This window comes from Methylophilus methylotrophus DSM 46235 = ATCC 53528 (assembly GCF_000378225.1).
In the GTDB taxonomy this organism is placed as follows: Bacteria; Pseudomonadota; Gammaproteobacteria; order Burkholderiales; family Methylophilaceae; genus Methylophilus; species Methylophilus methylotrophus.
This window is the reverse complement of the sequence record NZ_KB905142.1, coordinates 81,293-96,885: the sequence shown is the minus strand read 5'-3', so window position 1 is coordinate 96,885 and position 15,593 is coordinate 81,293. Positions and strand designations below refer to the sequence as shown.

The 15,593-nt window shown below is 51.5% G+C and carries 12 protein-coding genes; 7 read left to right on the top strand and 5 right to left on the bottom strand.

Annotation, left to right across the window (positions count from 1 at the left end; all coding sequences use genetic code 11):
* Window positions 1–3: 3 nt before the first annotated feature.
* Window positions 4–1,059: a DUF2235 domain-containing protein gene (locus F463_RS0107065; protein WP_018986366.1), complete on the top strand. Its 1,056-nt coding sequence runs from the start codon at window positions 4–6 to the stop codon at window positions 1,057–1,059.
* Window positions 1,060–1,077: 18 nt separating this feature from the next.
* On the opposite strand, the gene F463_RS0107060 is transcribed toward F463_RS0107065, so the two are convergent.
* A complete protein-coding gene (locus tag F463_RS0107060; protein WP_018986365.1) occupies window positions 1,078–3,261 on the bottom strand; it encodes a YgiQ family radical SAM protein in 2,184 nt (727 codons plus the stop codon).
* 280 nt (window positions 3,262–3,541) lie between these two features.
* On the opposite strand from F463_RS0107060, the gene F463_RS0107055 reads away from it, so the two are divergent.
* Genes F463_RS0107055 through F463_RS0107040 form a run of 4 tightly spaced genes read left to right on the top strand, consistent with a single transcriptional unit; the run spans window position 3,542 to window position 8,266 of the window.
* Window positions 3,542–6,328, top strand: coding sequence for a bifunctional diguanylate cyclase/phosphodiesterase (locus F463_RS0107055; protein ID WP_018986364.1), 2,787 nt, complete (start codon window positions 3,542–3,544; stop codon window positions 6,326–6,328).
* A 5-nt stretch (window positions 6,329–6,333) separates the two neighbouring features.
* Complete coding sequence (aat, locus tag F463_RS0107050; protein ID WP_018986363.1) at window positions 6,334–7,032, top strand: leucyl/phenylalanyl-tRNA--protein transferase; 699 nt, start codon at window positions 6,334–6,336, stop codon at window positions 7,030–7,032.
* Window positions 7,019–7,747 carry an arginyltransferase gene (locus F463_RS0107045; RefSeq protein ID WP_018986362.1) on the top strand — a complete coding sequence of 243 codons (729 nt, stop codon included), beginning with the start codon at window positions 7,019–7,021 and terminating at the stop codon, window positions 7,745–7,747. Before aat ends, F463_RS0107045 begins: the two co-directional genes overlap by 14 nt.
* 24 nt (window positions 7,748–7,771) lie before the next feature.
* A complete protein-coding gene (locus tag F463_RS0107040) occupies window positions 7,772–8,266 on the top strand; it encodes a hypothetical protein (RefSeq protein ID WP_026295400.1) in 495 nt (164 codons plus the stop codon).
* On the opposite strand, the gene F463_RS0107035 is transcribed toward F463_RS0107040, so the two are convergent.
* The 4 genes from F463_RS0107035 to ribD all read right to left on the bottom strand — a co-directional run bounded on the left by F463_RS0107035 (window position 8,261) and on the right by ribD (window position 12,147).
* A complete protein-coding gene (locus tag F463_RS0107035; protein WP_018986360.1) occupies window positions 8,261–8,908 on the bottom strand; it encodes a class II aldolase/adducin family protein in 648 nt (215 codons plus the stop codon). The two genes, F463_RS0107040 and F463_RS0107035, sit on opposite strands and share 6 nt — an antisense overlap.
* On the bottom strand, window positions 8,905–9,978 hold the full coding sequence (gene mtnA / locus F463_RS0107030) for an S-methyl-5-thioribose-1-phosphate isomerase (protein ID WP_018986359.1): 1,074 nt from the start codon (window positions 9,976–9,978) through the stop codon (window positions 8,905–8,907). Before mtnA ends, F463_RS0107035 begins: the two co-directional genes overlap by 4 nt.
* Before the next feature lie 271 nt (window positions 9,979–10,249).
* Window positions 10,250–11,050: a TatD family hydrolase gene (locus F463_RS0107025; RefSeq protein WP_018986358.1), complete on the bottom strand. Its 801-nt coding sequence runs from the start codon at window positions 11,048–11,050 to the stop codon at window positions 10,250–10,252.
* Window positions 11,051–11,055: 5 nt separating this feature from the next.
* A complete protein-coding gene (gene ribD, locus F463_RS0107020) occupies window positions 11,056–12,147 on the bottom strand; it encodes a bifunctional diaminohydroxyphosphoribosylaminopyrimidine deaminase/5-amino-6-(5-phosphoribosylamino)uracil reductase RibD (RefSeq protein WP_018986357.1) in 1,092 nt (363 codons plus the stop codon).
* Between the two features lie 162 nt (window positions 12,148–12,309).
* Between ribD and F463_RS0107015 the strand changes: the two genes are divergently transcribed.
* Both F463_RS0107015 and F463_RS0107010 read left to right on the top strand, forming a co-directional pair.
* Entirely contained in the window at window positions 12,310–14,454 is a 2,145-nt protein-coding gene (locus tag F463_RS0107015) for an ATP-grasp domain-containing protein (protein ID WP_018986356.1), read from the top strand.
* Window positions 14,451–15,593, top strand: a complete 1,143-nt coding sequence (locus F463_RS0107010) for a phosphoserine transaminase (protein ID WP_018986355.1) — start codon at window positions 14,451–14,453, stop codon at window positions 15,591–15,593. Before F463_RS0107015 ends, F463_RS0107010 begins: the two co-directional genes overlap by 4 nt.

The following is a 15,593-nucleotide window of genomic DNA, read 5'->3' as shown; positions in this document are numbered from 1 at the left end:
GCAATGAGGAAAAAAGAAAGACTGATTGTGCTGTTTGACGGCACCTGGAACGACCCGGAAGACTTGACTAATGTCTATCAACTATCGACCTTGATTGAAGAATATGATGGTGACATTTACCAGCGTTTTTTCTATGAACCCGGTGTAGGGACTGCGGCGGGCGACAAACTGCGTGGTGGCTTATTTGGCTACGGATTAAGCGAGAACCTTCTCAAGGGCTATGACTGGCTGGTGAAACATTACCAGGAGGGTGATGACATCTGGGTATTCGGTTTCAGTCGTGGCGCCTATACCGCCAGGAGCATGGTCGGCCTGATCAGGAAATGCGGGCTACTCAAAACCAGCACGCCAGACTTATTGCATCGTTCAGAAAAACTGTACCGGGATAAATCCGCCCATCCTGATAGTGCGCAATGTCAGGCATTCAGGCAAACCTATAGTAAAGAAGTTCGTATCCACTTTTTAGGGGTTTGGGACACTGTGGGTGCGCTGGGAATTCCAGGCACCATGATTTCGGAGTACGGTTTTTACGCCTGGCATGATACAGAGCTTTCCAAAATTGTCTCTTATGCCTATCACGCGATGGCGATTGATGAGCACCGTGAAGCTTACAAAGTGGCCATGTGGACCAACGAAGGGGGCAGCAAAAAAACCGAGAATATTGCCGTGGAACAACGCTGGTTCATTGGCGCGCATGCCAATGTCGGTGGCGGTTATGGCAAAGACCCACTGGCTGGGATTGCCTTAGCCTGGATGCTGGAAAAAGCACGCGATGCACAACTAAAACTTAAGCCGTTCATGGCGGCACCAGATGCCTACTTAACCAACCCCACCGACTCATTTAAAGCTTTCGCTTATGGGTTATATGGCTGGTTTAAAGGCATATTCAAAAAAGGAGATGGCCGCTTTTACCGCCCCTACGCAGTGACACAAGGCCAGTTGCGTGCGGTGAATGTCACCATTGATGACAGCATTACTGCCAAATGGCGGGCACAAGCAGATTATCGTCCGCCAACGCTGGTCAATGCCCAAGTTGATCCGATCAAGACCTCTGGCTAATGAGATATTGCAATACTCTTAATGCTTGTGGCGACCGCCTGTATGCTTTTTCGGGCTGGCAAAGCTTTTGGTCTGGTTAAATCCTTTGGGCATAGGTTTGGCCTGGAAGCGGCTACCATCAGACTGCACAATTTTAGGCAAGACCGCCGGCTGATAAGCTGGCACCAGGTGTTTTTTACCATTACCGATCAAGTCTGCACGGCCCATTTTCTTCAGCGCTTCGCGCAGCATGGGCCAGTTTTGCGGGTCATGGTAACGGATAAAGGCTTTATGCAGTTTACGGATTGTTCCAGTCTTGGGGATTGGAACAGGCTCAGAATCAGCTGTCACCTTGCGCAAGGGATTCTTGCCACTGTGATACATGGCCGTCGCCATCGCCATCGGAGTTGGCGTAAACGTTTGCACCTGGTCCAGACGGAAATCGTTACGCTTCAACCATAGGGCCAGATTGAGCATATCTTCATCCGTCGTCCCGGGATGGGCCGCAATAAAATACGGGATCAGGTATTGTTTTTTACCGGCTTCAGCACTGAATTTTTCAAACATGCGCTTGAACTCATCATAAGCACCCATGCCGGGTTTCATCATTTTGCTTAACACATTCTCTTCAGAATGCTCTGGTGCAATTTTTAAGTAGCCACCGACATGGTGCTGTACCAGTTCCTTCACATACTCGGGCGACTTCACGGCCAGGTCATAACGCAAGCCAGAACCAATGAGGATTTTTTTCACGCCACGCAGGCTGCGTGCCTTGCGATACAACTGGATCAATGCCGAATGGTCGGTATTGAGGTTTTCACAGACACCAGGATAGACGCAAGACAATTTGCGGCAATTCTTCTCAATGTCTTCAGACTTGCAGGATAAGCGGTACATATTCGCCGTCGGGCCGCCCAGGTCAGAAATCACGCCGGTAAAGCCATCAACCTTGTCACGAATTTCTTCAATCTCGCGCAAAATAGAATCTTCAGAACGGCTCTGGATAATGCGTCCCTCGTGCTCGGTAATCGAACAGAATGTACAACCGCCAAAACAACCCCGCATGATATTGACCGAAAAGCGGATCATTTCCCAGGCAGGAATATTGGCACCTTTATAGGCCGGATGCGGCATACGTGCATACGGCAAGTCGTAGACGTAATCCATCTCCTTGGTGGTCAGCGGAATGGGGGGCGGATTGAGCCAGACTTCCCGGTTGCCATGCTTTTGCACCAGCGCGCGCGCATTACCGGGGTTGGCTTCCAGATGCAGCACGCGTGAGGCATGCGCATACATCACAGGGTCATTCACCACATCTTCATAGGAAGGCATGCGAATGACCTGGCGGTCACGGGGCACCTTGGCCGCTTTGAGCGGTAGCGGCAGGCTGATCGTGGGTGCAGTCTCACCGGCTTTCTCATCGGTTGCACAGCTGGCATCGCCCTTACCCATTTTCATGGCATAGGGATCTTCGTGCTTCTCTACGACGCCAGGCCTGTCCAGGCGTGTAGAAGGGACTTCCACAAAATCATCCGGCACCTGTTTGCGGATAAACGCCGTACCGCGGATATCCTGAATGTCATGGATTGCTTCACCGCGTGCAATCCGGTGCGACAGCTCAACAATGGCACGCTCGGCATTACCGTATACCAACAAGTCGGCTTTGGAATCAATCAGAATAGAGCGGCGTACTTTGTCCGACCAGTAATCATAATGGGCAATCCGCCGCAGGCTGGCCTCGATACTACCGATCACCAGTGGCACGTCTGAATAAGCTTCCTTGCAACGTTGCGAGTACACCAATACGGCGCGGTCCGGACGTTTATTCGCCTCAGCATTGGGGGTATACGCATCGTCGGAACGGATTTTACGGTCTGCCGTGTAACGGTTGACCATACTATCCATATTACCTGCCGTCACTCCGAAATACAGATTGGGCTTGCCCAGCACCTTGAATGGTTCGGCCGATTGCCAGTCTGGCTGCGCAATGATCCCTACGCGAAAGCCCTGTGCTTCAAGCAACCGCCCGATCAGGGCCACACCAAAGCTGGGATGGTCTATATAGGCATCACCACTCACCAAAATGATGTCGCAGCTATCCCAGCCCAGCGCATCCATTTCGGCACGGCTCATGGGCAGCACAGGTGCAGTCCCGAAACGCTTGGCCCAATAAGGGCGGTAGCTGTTAACAGGTTTGGCAGTAAGGGAGGTGTAGATTTCCACGCGAGGTGACCAGCAATGCTTGAGAGTTGCGCATTTTACGCGTTAATTGATTGATTTGAAATCGTTTTTTAATAGGATTTGCCGTCCGACCACTGCCATAGTGACAAAAGCATGATAAGAACGCTGTTAGTCCGTGTGTCTTAGATGAGACGATAGTCATTAAAAAATACTTACATTTATCCTGCGCCCTTTATTTCCGATTGCAGCCAGCGTCAAAGCCCTGTATAACCTTACAGGTATCAAGGGGATATTTTTTATATAATAATTACATATTTTAACAATGAAGCATTACGCGTTATTCAAGAAAATCTTGTTGCCACTGGCAGCTTTCGGCCTAATCACTGGCCTCCTTTCATTTGCCTATATTTTCAATCACCACCTGAATGATATTGAATGCAAAGCCCATGAAGAAACACAAAAGCTCGCCAACCTCTTAATCACCGCCAGAACGCTGGTCAGTGAGCATGTGCTTTCGAGCATGGCCTTACTCAAACAATATGCCTCAGTGGAAGGTGCCCCCAACATCCAAGGGGTTACAGACATGCTGGGCACCACAGTACCCAATTTGCGTTTCGGTAACATTGAACAGACTGGCCGAACGATTCTGGTGGATTCTGTGACACGCATTGGTAGCGGCACAGCCACTATCTTTGTCAAACGCGGCCGGCAGTTTTTACGCATAGCCACTAACGTCAAAAAAGCCGATGGCAGCAATGCTTTCGGGACGGAGTTAAGCCCGTCTGGCAGGGCCATTGAGAGCCTGCTTAAAGACCAAACCTATTACGGCGTGGTAGATATTCTGGGGGAAGCCTACCTCTCGCGCTACGAGCCTATGCACGACGACCAGGGCAAGCTGATTGGCGCCTGGTATGTGGGCTATAAGCTGGATTTTAACGCGCTTGACCAAGCCATCCGCCAATGGGGATTTATGGAAAAAGGGTTTGTCGCCATTACAGATGGTCGCGGTAAAATCCGTTTCCTGACGGAGGGCATCAGCCCATCCCAAGCCTTGTCCGCGCTGGAGGACAAACAGCATCAATGGAAACGAATCAGTAAGGACGTGCCGGAATGGGACTTCCAGATCAATATCCTGTATCCGGTCAATGAGGCTTACTGGTCGGCCCTGGGTGCAGTATCACCGGTCATGATCATTGCCTTCAGCCTGACGCTGGTAGTGGTCATAGTAGTGGTCAGTGGGCTGCGGCGCTTTGTCTTGAATCCATTGGGGGGCGACCCCGATACTGCCAAACAGCTGTTGATGCGGATAGAACGCGGTGATTTTGCGGAAGATCATACGACTGCTGCCCCGGACACATTGATTGCCAGCATGTTAAAAATGCGCCAGCGCCTGCGCGAAATGGTGAACCAGATCAAGGCCAGCGCCAACCGGCTACAAGTGTCTGCCAGCGTGTTTGAGCACGCGCATGATGCCATTTTCATTACCGATCACCATGGCCTGGTTGTGCAATGCAATCCGTCCTTCAGTGTGGTCACTGGCTACTCTTCGGCAGAAGCGATTGGCGAATTGCCCGCAGCGCTGGGTATCGCCTGCCAGCTGCCTGACTTTTTTCAATCGCTTTATACAGGCGAACAGGCTTTCCAAACGTGGAAAGGTGAAGTATGGAACCGCCATCGTCTGGGGAATGATTACCTGGTGGAACTGGAACTGTCACCCGTACTTAACCAGGCGGGGGAGTTTCAGCATTATGTAGGCTTATTTTCCGACATTACTCATGCCAAAGAGCAACAGAACATGCTCGAGCACCTGGCATACCATGATGTATTAACACAATTACCAAACCGCGTGCTGTTTTCCAGCCGCTTGCAACAGGCCTTACTGGAAGCCGAGCGACAGCAATCCCTGGTGGCTATTTGTTACATAGACCTGGACGACTTCAAGATTGTAAATGACCAATATGGCCATGAATATGGAGACAAGTTACTCGTGCAACTGGCAACCAGGCTGACAGGGATACTCAAGCCACAAGATACCTTGGCCAGGCTGGGAGGAGATGAGTTTGCGATGTTGCTCTGTGGCGGTCGCACACAAGCTGAATATACGCGTTTACTTAAAAAACTGCTGTCTGCCATTGAAAAGCCGTTTACGGTGGATAAATTCAAATTCTCGATTTCGGCCAGCATTGGCTATACCCTTTATCCGACGGACCACAATCCCCCAGACACCTTGCTGCGACATGCCGATCATGCCATGTACCATGCCAAGACCCATGGCGGGCACCAGTACCAGCTGTTTGACCTGGCTTCAGCACAGCAGTCCCAGCAACAGCAACTGCTCCTGCGAGATTTACTCAACGCCATCCAGAACAACCACATCAAACTGGTGTACCAGCCACAGGTTTGCATGCAGTCTGGCAAGTTGTTCTGTTTTGAAGCGTTGCTGCGCTGGCAGCACCCGGTACGTGGCCTGCTCTTCCCCAAGGACTTTCTGGATGCCGTGGAACATTCCACCATGATTATTGATATCGGCAACTGGGTGATTGAGGAGAGTCTGCGCCAACTCACCGAGTGGCAAGACCAGGGCCTGCATACGCAAGTATCGGTGAACATTGCCGCACAGCATTTGATGCATAAACAATTTCCGGACCACCTGGCCGCTTTATTTAAAAAGTATGCCAGGATCACTCCACAGCAATTGCACATCGAGATTACCGAAAGTGCCGCAATCAGTGACTTCTCCCGCGTGAACCGTGTCATCCAGCAATGCCAGTCGTTAGGCGTAGCGTTCTCAATTGACGATTTTGGCTCGGGCTATTCTTCATTGATTTACTTGCGTCGCCTGCCGGTCAATATCATCAAGATAGACCAGTCATTTGTGCATAATATGCTCAGCAACCAGGAGGATATGGCGGTGATAAGAGGTGTCATTACCCTAAGCCGTGAGTTTGGCCGTAAAGTCATTGCCGAAGGCGTAGAACAAGCCGAGCAGGCACGCATTCTGGCAGGACTGGGATGCGATTATGCGCAAGGATTTGGCATCGCGCGTGGCATGCCTGGTCACAAGGTTATAGAATGGGTAGGTAAGCACGACCCTTACGAATTTAGCTGACGTTTATGCACGAACACTACTACCCCCTGCCAGGAGGGCCAGTCCTTATTCTGGGCAGAGACACGCCTTTTCCGCCCTTGCAGGAAGCCCTGACCGACCCGAATGGCTTGATTGCAATCGGTGGCGATTTACAGCCGGAAAGGCTGATCGCTGCCTATAAACAGGGTATATTCCCGTGGTTCAGCCCAGAAGAACCCATCCTATGGTGGAGCCCAGACCCGCGCATGGTGCTGTTTCCAGAATCCCTCAACATCAACCGTTCATTACGCAAAGTCATCCAACAGCGTCCATTCGACATCCGTTTCAATACCGATTTCAAACAAGTGATGCAGGCTTGCGCACAAACACCCCGTCCAGGTCAACCGGGCACCTGGATTTCACACGAAATGGTAGAGGCCTACCATCAGCTACACCTCATGGGCTATGCCCATAGCGTAGAGGCCTGGCAACAGGACCAACTGGTTGGCGGCTGTTATGGTGTCAAAATTGGCCGCATGTTTTATGGTGAAAGCATGTTTCATCATGTGAGCAATGCCTCCAAAGTGGCGTTTGCCCATCTGGTGCAATGGTTAAACGCGCAACAAGTCGGTATGATAGATTGTCAGATGCATACACCGCTACTGGCGGGTTTTGGTGCATATGAAATACCGAGAGACCGATTTATCGCACAATTGAACGAGCTAGTGCAATATGACGCTACCTAATGATGCCCCGCTGCAAAAGCTGCAGTTTTATGTGACCACAGCCTATCCATGTGGTTACCTGCCCAAGAAACTGGCACAAAGCCTGATTGCCACACCGCAGAACCTGGTGGATGGCACCGTTTATAGCGGATTGATTCAACAGGGCTTCAGACGGAGCGGCAAGTTTGCTTACCGCCCGCATTGCGAGCATTGCAATGCCTGCATTTCCGTACGCCTACCCGTGAATGAGTTCCAGGCCACGCGCAGCCAACTGCGTGCGTTTAAAAAACACGCAGACCTTCAAGTCTCTATTGTCGAAGCGAGTTATCACGAAGAGCATTTTGCCTTATATCAGGCCTACCAGGCACAACGTCACCATCAGGGGCCGGATCATTCTGCTGAGCTGGAAGATGAAGCTGCACAGTATCAACAGTTCTTGTGCCAGAGCAATGTTGAGAGCCTGATGGTGGAGTTTCGTGATGCGCAACATACCCTGAAAATGGTCAGTGTCATCGACGTTGTCCTTGATGGTTTGTCTGCGGTGTATACATTTTATGATGCTAACGATAAAGCCAGCTATGGCACCTATAGCATATTGTGGCAAATCGAGTGGGCCAAACAACTTAACCTGCCTTATTTATATTTAGGCTATTGGATCGCCGACAGCCAGAAAATGGCTTACAAACAGCAGTTCCAGCCGCAAGAAAAACTGGTTGATGGCGAATGGATTCGTTAAGCCCGGATTTTGTAACAGATGCAGATGACACAAACAGTCCAGTCCCTCGCCAAACAGTTTTGCCTGGGTTCGTATGTCAACGCGGTGGATGCCCCGCTCTGGCGCGAAACGTTCAACTATCTCTCTCAACTCAAAGATGATTCCGCTTTTCAGAAAGCGAAAATAGCCACGTTGTGGATGCAGTACGGCGGTGACTTGCGTGCAAAAATCCGGGACGATGATTTGATACTGGCGGTACTCAGAAAGGCCTTGCCAGGTTACAACGGGGAAGGATTAAACTTGTATCGCGGCGAATGCTGGTTTTTATTTGACCAGCACCAGATCGGTTTCTGCTGGACACCTTCGCAAGCGTTTGCCACCAGTTATGCCAAAGGTCTCAATGCGGTCGACTCCGGTGGTGTTTTGCTCAGGTGTTACGCCCCTACCGAAGCGATTCTGGCCATGGAAAATAATGTCTTCGTCTGTGACCCGAGCCGTTTGTTGCGCCTGACCACACTGGAACTCTTTCCAAAGCTATAGCTGCGATTTCCCCCACTGACCATAACCGGTGAACTGGGCATGTACCTCGCGCATCTGTTCAGACGTCAGCAGTTTAACCTCACCCAACTGCAATAGCCGCCAATACTGCTCACACAGGTTCTCAACTTCCACCGCAATCGCCAGCGCTTGTGGCAGAGTCTTGCCCACCGCAATCATGCCGTGGTGCGCCAACAGGCAAGCCTTGCGGTCGTGCAAGGCGTCAACGGCACTGTCGGACAAGTCCTGGGTCCCGAACAAGGCATAGGGGGCACAACGGATATCATCGCCGCCGACTGTTGCAATCATGTAATGGAAGGGTGGCACGTTGCACCCCATGCAAGCGATGGTGGTAGCGAACATGCTATGGGTATGGACAACGGCGCCCATTTCTGGCCTGGCCAGCAAAATATCGCGGTGAAAACGCCATTCACTGGAAGGTTTCTTACCAGCTTCCGGCCTACCCTCCCAGTCCATGTACACCATACTTGTTGCGTTCAACTGCTCAACCGGGACGCCAGAAGGGGTAACCAAAAAACCATCCTCCAAGCGAATACTGGCGTTCCCGGACGTGCCTTTATTGAGTCCAGCCTGTGCCATCTTTTGCACTGTCTGCAACAACTGCTCTGCAGGGGTGGCGTTCATGTGGAAAGCTCCAGGTTGCTTAATTGATTTGGAGAAAACACCCCCCGCTCGGTAATGATGCCTGTCACCAGCCTGGCGGGGGTTACGTCAAACGCAGGATTCAGTGCCTGGCTTTCATGTGGAATGACACGCACTTGTTGCAACTGTCCATCCTTTCCCTGGCCTTGCATATAAGCCACTTCATCGGCATCGCGCATTTCAATGTCGATATCCGCTCCGCGTGCCAGTTGCCAATCTATGGTAGGCGTGGGGACGGCTGCATAAAACGGCACATTCTGGTCAAAGGCCGCCAGGGCCTTCAAATAGGTACCAATCTTGTTGCAGACATCCCCGTGCCGTGACACCCGGTCCGCCCCCACAATCACCATATCGACCTGCCCGTGCTGCATCAGATGCCCGCCCGCATTGTCTGCAATGACCGTATGCGGGACGCCATGCTGCGCCAGCTCCCAGGCGGTCAGGCTGGCACCCTGGTTGCGCGGACGTGTTTCGTCTACCCATACATGCACCCTCAGGCCTGCATCATGCGCAGCGTAAATCGGCGCCAGCGCTGTTCCGCCATCCACCGTCGCCAGCCACCCGGCGTTGCAATGGGTCAGGATATTCACTACCTGCTGAGGATTAACACCCGCTTTTGAGTCAATCAACACTTTGCCATGCTGGCCAATCGCCAGATTCTGCGCCACATCTTCATCAGCGATTTCTGCAGCCATCTGCCAGGCATGGGCTGCGCGTGCCGATACTGGTAAAGCCTGCAATTGTTGCTGCATGCGTGTAGCCGCCCATGCCAGGTTAACGGCAGTCGGCCTGGTCGCAATCAATTCTTTCACAACAGCATTTAACTGCTGGTCTGTGGCAACAGCCTGTATCCCCAGTGCCACGCCGTAAGCAGCTGTGGCCCCTATCAGTGGCGCGCCGCGCACTTGCATGCTGCGGATGGCATGACAAATTTCCGGCAGGGTCGTCACGGTGACGGTCACAAATTCAAAGGGGAGGCGTGTTTGGTCTATTAGGCAGACAGCATTGGCCTCCTGCCAAATTGTACGAAAATGTTGTTCATGAATACGCATGTAATGATGCCTGACGATGGAGAATCAATTGTTGTAAAGTTTGTAAAACCGCTTGCTTTTTTTGTAGGACAAACACCGTAAATTTCAATCCACAAAATCTGTGGATAACTTTGTGGATTGCTGTGTCTTAAAAACGTAACTTACCAATTTAAAAGGACTTTTTCCAAAAGTTCATTTTTTAATCTATTTTTTTATTCAATAAAATCAATGACTTATAACTCACCACTATAATTGAAACACTTTCGTCATATTCTTAAAGTGTCACTTTAAGTCATGTGCATAAATACGCTAATTTTGGCAAAACTTGCATAGAATTTTTACCTGTGATTTCAATGAGTTGCGAAATTTCCAAGCCACGAATTAGGGCCATTTCCTCTGCTATTCTTTTTAATTGTCCAGGCGTATTCCGTCCGTGATGACCCACCCAAACCGGGGGAATATCGGGCGCATCCGTCTCTAAAACCAGGGCTTCCACGGGGAGCTCAGCAGCCAGCTTGCGGATTTTCAGTGCGCGTGGCCAGGTCATGGCACCGCCAAATCCAAGCTTGAATCCAAGTTCAGTGAATATCGTTGCCTGCTGCAGGCTGCCATTGAATGCATGCGCAATACCACTATCTAGACGATGTTTGCGCAAGTATTTAAGCACACTATCCACTGCAGCACGCACATGTAAAATGACCGGCAGACCAAACTGCTTGGCGATCTGTAATTGCCCTTCAAACAGGGCAACCTGCTTGACTTCGTTGTCGCGCGTGACATAAAAATCCAGGCCGATTTCCCCGATTGCCAGGAGTTGCCCTGCTTGCGGGCCTGCCAACACTGCCGCCACCGTGTCTTGCATCTGCTGCAAGGCGTCATCTGCCGCCTGATCGACAAACAGAGGATGCCAGCCCAGGGCAAAGCCTGTGTGTGGATGCTGTGCGCACCAATCCATCACCGGTTGGAACGTGGATTGCATGACAGCCGGAATCACCAGCGCACGCACGCCTTGCGCTTGCGCCTCTCGCCACACTTGGTCACGATCGGCATCAAACTCGCTGGCATCTAAGTGGCAATGGGTATCAATCAGCATACATATCAGGGTTGGAGTTTGGCCTGCACACGGATATCCTGGCCGAACTGGCGAATATCATGAATATGCAGGGGATGTGCGTCAGTCATGTGTGCCATCTCGGGCAGGGCAAACATGCCGCGCGCAGTACTGCCCATCAGTTTGGGTGCGTAATACAATAATAGTTCATCCACAAGCCCCGTTTGCAGGAAGGCACCATTGAGGGTTGCACCCGCTTCTATCAGCACCTCATTGCAGGGTAGCGCTGCCAGGGTTTGCATGAGTGCTGCCAGATCGACCAGGCCTTGCGCATTCGCCACATGCAATGTGCGTACACCCATCACCTGCAACAACTCCAGTTTGGCTGCATCCCCCTGTGCATATGCCACCACAGCATGACCATCCTGCAACACTTTAGCATCGAGGGGAATCTTTAGCCTGCTGTCCACAATCACGCGCAAGGGTTGCCTGGAGGTCTGGACATCCCTGACCGTTAACGCGGAGTCATCTTTGAGGATACTGCCAATACCAGTCACAATGGCACAACTCTGTGCACGCCAATGATGTACATCCTTACGCGCATCTGCTGAAGTGATCCACTGGCTGACACCATTCAATAACGCTGTACGGCCATCCAGACTGGCAGCCACCTTGAGCCTGACATAAGGCCGTTGCTGGGTCATGCGAAGTATAAAACCTGGGTTGAGTGCCCTCGCCTGTGCTTCACACACGCCTACCGTCACCGTGATGTTTTGTGCTCGCAAACGTTCAATGCCCTTGCCCGAAACCAGCGGGTTAGGATCTTGCATCGCCACGACAACGCGGTTGATGCCCGCTTTGACCAGCGCATCGGCACAGGGTGGCGTGCGTCCAAAATGACTGCAAGGCTCCAGCGTGACATAGGCTGTCGCGTCGCGCGCCAAGTCACCTGCCGCTTGCAGGGCATGCACCTCCGCGTGCGGTTCACCCGCCTTGAGGTGGGCACCTTCGCCTACCACCTGGCCATGTTTGACAATGACACAGCCAACACGCGGGTTAGGCGTCGTGGTATACAGCCCACGCGCTGCCAGACGCAGCGCACGGGTCATCCATTCAATATCTTGTGTACTTTGAGACATAGATTGCCATGATACAAAAAATACCGCGTTTACGGTTCTTTTGTGCACAAGGTCTCATGCGTGAAATCGCAACATCACTCGCATCACGAACTGCCGAATACGGGGGGTTTTGCGTGTTTCTTTCAGGCAAGCACGCACGCGTAATGACGCTACACTCAAAGTATGATTTATATTGCCGATCCCAACCCTTGGCTGGCCCTGTATGCACAACCGCTGCACACACGCATTGCCGCCCCTACCGCAGACTTGCAGTCGTTTTTATCGACTTATGGCCGCTCGCAGCAGCAGACATGCACCCTCAGCCGAATAAGCCCTGAAATAGAATCAGATTTAACAGAGGCGTTGGCAACCCTGCCAGAAAGCCTCATGAATACGCTCAACAAATCTGTACTGGGGATTTTCTTTGCTGATGGCCTGGGAGCATCCGGCCTGACCGATATGGTCGCACTGGGTGATGGCAGCAACAATATCGGATTTATTATCGTGCTGGATACTCATGCGTTTGCGCACGCTTCGGCAAATGCCTGGGCCAGCTGGAAAGAAAATTCGGCGTTTACGGCGGATGAAGAGGTGCAGATTCAGGTGTGCATTGCCAACGAAGACAGCGACCATCGCGTGCAAGCCTTGCGCTTCCTATTACTGCATGAATTTGGCCATGTCCTCGCTACCATGACAGACATTTGCCCCAAAGAGTGGAGCTTTCCTCTCCCCAAACTGGCCGGTCACTTTAGCAAACATAGCTGGCAAACGAGTGGTACTAAAGCGATTCGACCAGAACAGAACTTTCCCCACCGTGAAAAAATCTCGTTTTACCGCCAGCCGGTACTGCATGTCAGCCAGGCGCTAGATCTTTACCGCGACCTGGCAAGAACTGCTTTTCCCTCCTTATATGCCAGCATGGATGTACAGGAAGATTTCGCCGAGTGCTTTGCCACTTACGTGCATACACAATTGCTGGGCCAACCCTATCGCGTGCAGGTAAAGGTCGGCGATGCACTGGTATTCACCAGCGATGACTTCTGGGCTTCGTCGCGTGCCATTGAAAAGCGGCGATACTTTCATAACTTATTGCAGTCACTGGAACACAATAATGCCGGGCATACCTTCCAGGGCCTTGCGCCTTTCCTGCGCATGAACCTGAATGGCGCGGACTTGCGATCCCATGCACAATCGTTGCTGGTACAAGCTAATCAAGACCAGGAGAATGCCATCTTATGGATGAATCTGGCGACGGTATTTTTATGTCTCAAAATGCGAGACATGGGATTAGCCATCCAGGAGCAGGCATTAGCCTTACAGCGTCTGTATATTCGCCCGGCTGACTGCAGGCGACCAAAATTCCGCCTGCTGATGATCATGACGGCAGGTGACCTGTCAGAAAACACCCCTATTGATTGCCTGCTGGAAAACACCCCGGTAGAACTGCTTTATTACTACGCCACGGTAGAACAGCCGCTGCCCTCTCCACTCCCTGAACATGATGCCGTCATGGTAGGCCTGTCTGATAGCCAGGCTAACCGGGCGCTATTGTTAGCTGTGCAAGCCAGCCTGTCAGGTCACGCAAAACCGGTCATCAATCCACCGCATTTACTGCCCAACGTTAACCGTGATCAATTAAGCGCGCTCTTGCAAGATATCCCAGGACTGGAAATGCCACGCACACATAAACTGTCGCGTAGCCAGGTAGTGACAGATTTAAGCCTGCAAAACCAAGGTAAACAACCCGCCCCTGAGGCATTGCCTGGTTTTCCATTGATTATCCGTCCCGTTGGTTCACAAGCAGGTAACAATCTGGCCAGAATCACCTCCGCGAATGAACTAGCGGACTATTTAAAAGAGGTGACAAGCCCCGATTTCTTTGTGTCCCGTTTTGTGGATTACAGCAGCCACGATGGGCAGTTCCGCAAATACAGAATTGCCATGCTGCGCGGCGAACCCTTTATTTGCCATATGGCGATTTCGAGTGACTGGATGGTTCACTACGTCAACGCCGGCATGTATGAGTCCGCCGAGAAACGCGAAGAAGAAGACCTATTCATGCAAAACTTCACCAGTTTTGCTACGCGCCATCAGGCTGCATTGTCGGCCATTTATGAGCGTTTACAACTTGATTACCTGTGCATTGATTGTGCTGAAACACCGGATGGCAAACTGCTGGTGTTTGAAATAGACCATATCATGGCCGTGCACGCTATGGATTCGGCCAGCCTGTTCCCGTTCAAGGCTGGGCAGATTGCCAAACTACAGCACGCTTTCGAGCAGTATTTATATACATTACAGACGCAACCATTACTGGAGAGCGCATGATGAAACTGAATGCCAATCAATTGAATTTTTCTGGCGGCCCGGGTGCATTGCCGGAGAGTGTATTGCAGCAGCTACAAACCGCCATGCTGTGTGTGCCAGAGGTCGGTCTGTCTATCCTCGGCATCAGCCACCGTTCGCAATGGTTTGCACAAGTCGTGCATGAGCTTGAAGACAATATCCGCCAGTTGATGGGCCTGCCTGACACTACGCGCGTGCTCATGATGCAAGGTGGCGCCACGCAACAGTTCTCCATGCTGCCCATGAACCTGTTACGCGATGGGCAGTCTGCTGACTACATCCACAGTGGCTACTGGAGTGGCAAAGCCATTCATGAAGCTGAAAAGTCTGGCAAGCTTCATCTGGCGTGGAGCGGCAAGGCTGACCAGTTTAGCCGTTTGCCGAGTGATGCGGAGTTGCAGTTTTCAAAAGATGCTGCCTATTTTCACTACATTTCAAACGAAACCGTAGAAGGCTTGCAGTTTCACCGTGTGCCCGGCCGGGACGATGTCCCGCGTATCTGTGACATGTCCTCTGACCTGCTGTCTGCACCAGGCGAATTCAACCGCTATGCAATGATCTATGCCCATGCCCAAAAAAACATAGGCCCCGCAGGCGTGACACTCGTCATTTTGCGCGATGATTTTATGCAGACCCTGCCCAAGGACTTACCTGGCTTTATCAACTACCATGCTCAGGCGGATGCGCACTCTATTTACAATACTCCGCCTGTGTTTGCCATTTACAGTGTGTTGCTGGTGACACGCTGGCTACTTCATGACATCGGCGGCTTGCACAATATTGCCAAACATAACGAGCTGAAAGCAGCTTGTTTGTACCAAGTGCTGGATGACTATGCCGATTTCTACCGCGGTCGTGCCGCTATCGCTGACCGCTCCAACATGAATGTGGTATTTAATTTACCTAACGCAGAGATAGAACAGGCATTTTTACAGGCTGCCCAACAGGCAGGCTTTTCAGGCCTGAATGGTCACCGCAGCATCGGTGGCATCCGTGCCTCGATTTATAATGGGTTGGAAATTGCTGCCGCTGATCGACTGGCAGACTTTATGCAGACGTTCTATAAACGCTATAAAACCTTTACGCCGCAAACCTCAGGACTTTCCCTGGCCTGTGCATAA

Bases quoted from the DNA above. Each gene is read 5' to 3' on its own strand.
- F463_RS0107045 (WP_018986362.1), top strand. From the start codon at position 7,019: ATGACGCTACCTAATGATGCCCCGCTGCAAAAGCTGCAGTTTTATGTG.
- F463_RS0107015 (WP_018986356.1), top strand. From the start codon at position 12,310: ATGATTTATATTGCCGATCCCAACCCTTGGCTGGCCCTGTATGCACAA.
- F463_RS0107065 (WP_018986366.1), top strand. From the start codon at position 4: ATGAGGAAAAAAGAAAGACTGATTGTGCTGTTTGACGGCACCTGGAAC.
- mtnA (WP_018986359.1), bottom strand. From the start codon at position 9,978: ATGCGTATTCATGAACAACATTTTCGTACAATTTGGCAGGAGGCCAAT.
- F463_RS0107010 (WP_018986355.1), top strand. From the start codon at position 14,451: ATGATGAAACTGAATGCCAATCAATTGAATTTTTCTGGCGGCCCGGGT.
- F463_RS0107025 (WP_018986358.1), bottom strand. From the start codon at position 11,050: ATGCTGATTGATACCCATTGCCACTTAGATGCCAGCGAGTTTGATGCC.
- F463_RS0107055 (WP_018986364.1), top strand. From the start codon at position 3,542: ATGAAGCATTACGCGTTATTCAAGAAAATCTTGTTGCCACTGGCAGCT.
- ribD (WP_018986357.1), bottom strand. From the start codon at position 12,147: ATGTCTCAAAGTACACAAGATATTGAATGGATGACCCGTGCGCTGCGT.
- F463_RS0107035 (WP_018986360.1), bottom strand. From the start codon at position 8,908: ATGAACGCCACCCCTGCAGAGCAGTTGTTGCAGACAGTGCAAAAGATG.
- F463_RS0107040 (WP_026295400.1), top strand. From the start codon at position 7,772: ATGACACAAACAGTCCAGTCCCTCGCCAAACAGTTTTGCCTGGGTTCG.
- aat (WP_018986363.1), top strand. From the start codon at position 6,334: ATGCACGAACACTACTACCCCCTGCCAGGAGGGCCAGTCCTTATTCTG.